The 4,672-nt window shown below is 63.1% G+C and carries 3 protein-coding genes; 1 reads left to right on the top strand and 2 read right to left on the bottom strand.

Annotation, left to right across the window (positions count from 1 at the left end; all coding sequences use genetic code 11):
* Nucleotides 1-537 (top strand): hypothetical protein (locus LJE93_03090; protein MCG6947885.1); only part of this gene is annotated, 537 nt, incomplete at its 5' end.
* An 8-nt stretch (nt 538-545) separates the two neighbouring features.
* Here LJE93_03090 and LJE93_03085 read toward each other — a convergent pair.
* Nucleotides 546-2,213 carry an FAD-dependent oxidoreductase gene (locus LJE93_03085; GenBank protein MCG6947884.1) on the bottom strand — a complete coding sequence of 556 codons (1,668 nt, stop codon included), beginning with the start codon at nt 2,211-2,213 and terminating at the stop codon, nt 546-548.
* A 24-nt stretch (nt 2,214-2,237) separates the two neighbouring features.
* Nucleotides 2,238-4,463 carry a PAS domain S-box protein gene (locus LJE93_03080; protein ID MCG6947883.1) on the bottom strand — a complete coding sequence of 742 codons (2,226 nt, stop codon included), beginning with the start codon at nt 4,461-4,463 and terminating at the stop codon, nt 2,238-2,240.
* Between the last annotated feature and the right edge of the window lie 209 nt (nt 4,464-4,672).

The raw sequence follows: 4,672 nt of genomic DNA, 5'->3' as shown, positions 1-4,672 counted from the left end.
TCTTACTCCGGCCGCACGCTCGCGCACGAGCTCGTCCACCCGCACGTACAGCTCGCGGTGCCCCGTGATGGTGAATTCTACGCGCTGGTGATAGAAGGGTTCCCCAGCTATTTCCACCTGCCTGCGATGGCTTCGCTGATCGGCGAAGATTGGTATGACAGCTACATTGAAGCAAACCTGGAGGGGTACGTCGAGCGTCGCAGGACCGGCCTCGACCGGCGGGGGAATCCTCTTCCCCCGGAAAAGCCTCTGGCCGAGATGACCGCCGACGACATCGGCACCTACAAGGATAGGTTCGTTCTCAGCGACCGGGTCCGGCTCTTCTTCGATTGGCTCCGGCGTCGCATGGGGAGCGAGGACTTCAATCGGTTCACGCGCGAGCTCTTTTCCCGGCAGTCCCTGGATTTCGAGAGCTTCACCGCACTCACCGAGAAACACCTTCCGGGATCAACGGAAGGTGTGACCCTTTGGCTTCGAACGACGGAGTTTCCTGATCGTTTCAAGCCTCGCCTGAATAGTCCATCGAACGAGGAGTAGTCCGACCCTCAGACCGACTCTAGATATTTGTGGATCAGGCTCACCGCTACAGCGCCCTGGCCGACCGCCGAGGCGACCCGCCGGACCACGCCGTGGCGTACGTCACCGGCGGCGAAGATGCCCGGCACGCTGGTTTCCATATGGAAGGGATCACGCCGGAGCTTCCAGTTCTTCGGCCGTCGCCCGTCGCGTATCAGGTCCTGGCCGGTGTAGATGAAGCCGGCCTCGTCCCGCTCGACGATGTCCGCCACCATCCCGGTGTGGGGAATCGCCCCGATGAAAATGAAGATCGCATCGGCGGGCAGGGTCTGACTCTCGCCGCTGACGTTGTCAGTGACCGTGATCGCCTGGAGGCCGAGGCTGTCGCCGCCGTCCACTCCGGTCACCTCCGTTGTGGTCATCAGGGTGATGTTCTCAGTCCCGTCGATCTGGTCGATCAGGTATTTTGACATTGTTGCCTGGAGCGACTCACGGCGAATCAGCACGGTGACGTGCTTCGCGAACCGCGACAGGAACATCGCTCCCTGGCCCGCCGAGTTGGCGCCACCGATCACGAAGACATTCCTGTCCCTGTAGTGGACCGCCTCGGAGGTCGCCGCTCCGTAGTACACCGAGCCGCCGACGAAGGGCTCGATCCCGGGAACCGCGAGCTCCCGAACCTTGACGCCGGTGGCGATCATCAGGGCGTGGCAGCTCAGCTCGCTGCCGTCGGCCAGGGCGACGATCCGGTACGGATCTTCCACCCGCACCCCGGTGACCTCCTGGGCGGTGAGAATTTCGGCCCCGAGGCGCTGGGCCTGGGTCGTCGCCCTCCGCGTCAGGTCCGCGCCGCTGATGCCCTGCGGGAACCCGAGGTAGTTCTCGATCCGCGCGCTGGTGCCGGCCTGCCCGCCGGCCGCCTCTTTCTCGATGACCACGGTGCGCAGGCCCTCGGACGCACCGTAGACCGCACCGCCGAGGCCTGCCGGACCGGCGCCGATGATGATCAGGTCGTAGAAGGGCTGCCGCGGGACAGTCGTCATGCCCACCTTGTCGGCCAGCGTCTTGAGGTCCGGATCCACCAGCGTGCTGCCGTCCGGGAAGAAGACGGTCGGCAACTTCGGCTGCCCCTCGGAGCTCGCCTCGACAAGCTCTTTCGCCTCCTGGTCGCGCTCGATGTCCAACCACTGGTACGGGACCTGGCTGCGAGCGAGAAACTCCTTGACGTCGTGCGACCTTGCCGACCACAGGGTTCCCGCGACACGGATCCCGTCGTACGGAACCGGCACGCTCGCGAGCCAGTCGCTCAACAGATCGTCGAGCACCGGGTAGAGGCGTTCCTCGGGCGGGTCCCACGGTTTCATCAGGTAGAAATCGAGCCCAATGGCATTGATGCTCGCGATCGCCGCGTCGGTGTCGGCATAGGCCGTCAGCAGCGCTTTGCGAGCGTCCGGAAAGTACTTCACCGCCTCCTCGAGAAACTCGACGCCACTCATCTCGGGCATCCGCTGGTCGACCAGGAAGAGCGCGATCGGGGTGTTCCTTCTTTTGAACTCCTGCACCGTTTCCAGCGCCTCTCCACCCGAGCTCGCCTTCACGATCTGGTAATCGCGCTGATAGTGCGCCTGGAGGTCGCGAGCGATCGCGTTGAGCACGTGCGGCTCGTCGTCGATTGTCATGATGATCGGTTTCGCCATCTTCCATCTCCAGCCCGCTCGAGGTCACTCGGCGGGTTCGAAATCAATCGGCAGGCGAACCATGAAGCAGGTCCGTCCTGGCCGGGACGTCAGGTTGATCTGTCCCTTGTGTTTCTGGACGACCAGGTTGCGGCTGATGCTGAGCCCCAGTCCGGTGCCCTTTCCGGTCGGCTTGGTGGTGAAGAACGGGTCGAAGATCTTCGACTGCTGCTCTTCAGGGATACCGGGCCCGTCGTCCTCGATCTCGACCACGACCCAGGGGTCCTCCCTGCGCGCACGAACGATCAGATTTCCCTCGCCGTCCATTGCGTCGATCGCATTGTCGATGAAGTTCGTCCAGACCTGGTTCAGCTCGCTCGCGTACGCCTGGATGACCGGCAGGTCCTCGGCGTACTCGCGCTGCACCTCGACGCCGCCCTTCAGCTTGTTGTGGAGAATGATCAGCGTATTGTCCAGACCCTCACGCACATCCACCGACTGCACCGGCGCCTGATCCATGTGGGTGTAGGACTTGAGGGCCTTGACCAGCTCCGCGATGCGGCCGGTTCCGAGCCAGATCTCGCCGACCAGGCTGTGGATCGTGAAGATGCAGCTCAACCAGTCGATGATCAGGGAGAAATACTCGTCGGGGAAAACCTGCTCCAGCTCCACCAGCTCGCCCTCGTCGAAACCGAGGCTGACGAGGCCCGGAACCATCTCGCCGGTGGTGTCGACGCCCCGCTTTTGCAGCCAGGACTCGAGGGCGATCTCGCGATCGCTGCGATCGAGCGCACTGATGTCGGCGGGCTTCTTGGCGCGATCTCTGGCCAGCCGATCGAGCTCGACCAGTCGATCCAGCTGCGCCGGGTTGAGCTTGTATTTGCCCAGCCTCAGCTGGATGTCCTGCAGCTGCGAGAACGTGCCCTGCAGCTGGGCCGACCCACGCTGCGCCGCCGCGGCCGGGTTGTTGAGCTCGTGCGCCATGCCGGCGCTGAGCTTGCCGAGCGACGCCATCTTCTCCTGGATGATGAGCTGGTTGTGCATCTCGTTGAGCTGGCTGAGCGTCTCTTCCAGCACCTCGTTCTTCTGCTTCATCTCCTCGGTCTTCTCGCGCAGCGCCTGCTCGCTCTGGCGGAGGGCATCCTCTGCCCGCTTGCGCTCGCCGATGTCGCGAATGATACCGGTGTAATAACGCTCGTCGCGCACCGTCCAGGTCGACAGCGACAGCTCGATCGGCACCTCCTCGCCACCCTTGGTGCACGCCGCGAGCTCGACCGTCGTGCCGATGACGTGCGCATCCCCGGTTTCGGTGAACCGCTTCATCCCGTTTCGGTGCGCTTCGTGAAATCGCTCCGGGATGATCAGCTCGAGCTGTTGGCCGACAGTCTCCTCCTCCGTGTAGCCGAGGATGTTGGTGGCAGCCTTGTTCCAGCTGATGATGCAGCCTTTGTGATCGGCTGAAATGATAGCGTCGATCGCCGACTCGGTGACCGACCGGAACTTCTGCTCTGCCTGCTTGCGTTCGCTGATGTCGCGGATGATCCCCGTGTAATAGCGCTTTTCATCGAGAAACCAGGTCGCCAGCGACAGCTCGACCGGAAACTCGCTGCCGTCCTTGCGGATCGCCGAGAGCTCGACGGTCTTGCCGATGACGTGGCTCTCACCCCCCGAGCTCACCCTCTTGATCCCCTCTTGATGCGCTTCACGGTAATTTTCGGGAATGATCAGGTCGATCGGCTTGCCGATGACCTCGGTCTCGGTGTGGCCGAAGAGCGCGGTTGCGGCGCTGTTCCACGAACGGATCAAACCCTCGTGGTCGGCCGAGATGATGGCGTCGATCGCCGACTCCATCACCGACCGGAACTTCGCCTCCGACTCGCGCAGGGCCATCCGAACCTTCGACACCGTGACCTGCCGCTCGACCCGTGCGAGGACCTCGCGCGTGTCGAACGGCTTGACGATCAGGTCGTCCGCCGATTCGAGTCCCCGAACCCGCGCCTCCTCATCGTCCCGGGTCGACATGATAATCACCGGCACATCGCAGGTACGCCGGTTCTCCTTCAACGCATCGAGGAGCTGAAACGAATCGGCGTCGGAAAGGGCCGCATCCATCAGGACAAGATTGGGCTCGGCCTTCGCGATGCCCTCAAGAGCATTCTCGCCCGCCGCCATTCCGGCGACTGCATAGCCCTCCTTCTCCAGCAGCTCCCTCAGCGCATCCGCGCTGGCGGCATCCTCGTCGACGACGAACACCAATCCTCGGTCAGACACGGCCTGACCTCCTTTGCCTCATCAGATTCCGCACTTTGGTTGAGATTGTATCCCAATCTACGCACATTTCATCTCCTTCGACCTTCGCAATATTCCCTCGAAGAAAAACCGGGAACCCTGCTCGATGACCGCCGAGACCGTTCTTCCCGGCGAGACCCGGCGCGCGTGAGATCCGCGACCGATTCGCCCTCGGACCTTCCGTTCCCCCT

It is taken from the genome of Acidobacteriota bacterium, from assembly GCA_022340665.1.
In the GTDB taxonomy this organism is placed as follows: Bacteria; Acidobacteriota; Thermoanaerobaculia; order Thermoanaerobaculales; family Sulfomarinibacteraceae; genus Sulfomarinibacter.
Note: the sequence above shows the minus strand (reverse complement) of the source record. Positions and strands in the feature narration are given on the sequence as shown.

What these genes read in the sequence shown, in the direction of transcription:
- LJE93_03085 (MCG6947884.1), bottom strand. Translation starts at nt 2,213, where the DNA reads ATGGCGAAACCGATCATCATGACAATCGACGACGAGCCGCACGTGCTC.